This window comes from Psychromonas sp. Urea-02u-13, from assembly GCF_002835995.1.
Classification (GTDB): domain Bacteria; phylum Pseudomonadota; class Gammaproteobacteria; order Enterobacterales; family Psychromonadaceae; genus Psychromonas.
Genome location: NZ_PJBZ01000267.1, coordinates 1 through 463, shown reverse-complemented (window position 1 = coordinate 463; position 463 = coordinate 1). Strand labels below are relative to the sequence as shown.

The window sequence follows — 463 nt, the reverse complement described above, 5'->3', positions numbered from 1 at the left end:
AAGTCTTTTAAAGAGAAAGCTAACGTATGCTCTTTCTCTACTATAATACGAGGTGCTTGTTTATTCATAGGATCAAGTAATACTATGGACTGCCAAGCCTCATATGTAGTATTACCTGCATGAGCTACGTAATTATGTCGCTGATTTATTAACTCATCATGGATTTTTTTTAGATGATTATTACTCTTAAAAATATCAGATGCTTCTAATTTAATTTTTCTGCCCTTTCCTACTGTAAAACATTTCCCATAACTAATAATAGCTGACAAATAAAAAGCCTCTATCATGTCAGTTACATCGCTAAGTTCGCTGTAGTGTAGTTTTGATCCAACTGACTCGGGTTTCGAGCCTGATATTTCCCGCATCGCTAAATTAAATGCTCTTTTAACAAATTCCAGATCTTTTAATATAAGACCATATGCTGCATAGTTTTTGCCTTGTCTTGAGTTAATTGGCATCCGTT

1 protein-coding gene is annotated in these 463 nt (G+C 34.1%); it reads right to left on the bottom strand.

Annotation, left to right across the window (positions count from 1 at the left end):
• Positions 1–463: hypothetical protein (locus tag CXF74_RS21690; RefSeq protein WP_442965969.1), on the bottom strand; the 463-nt coding region annotated here is incomplete at both ends.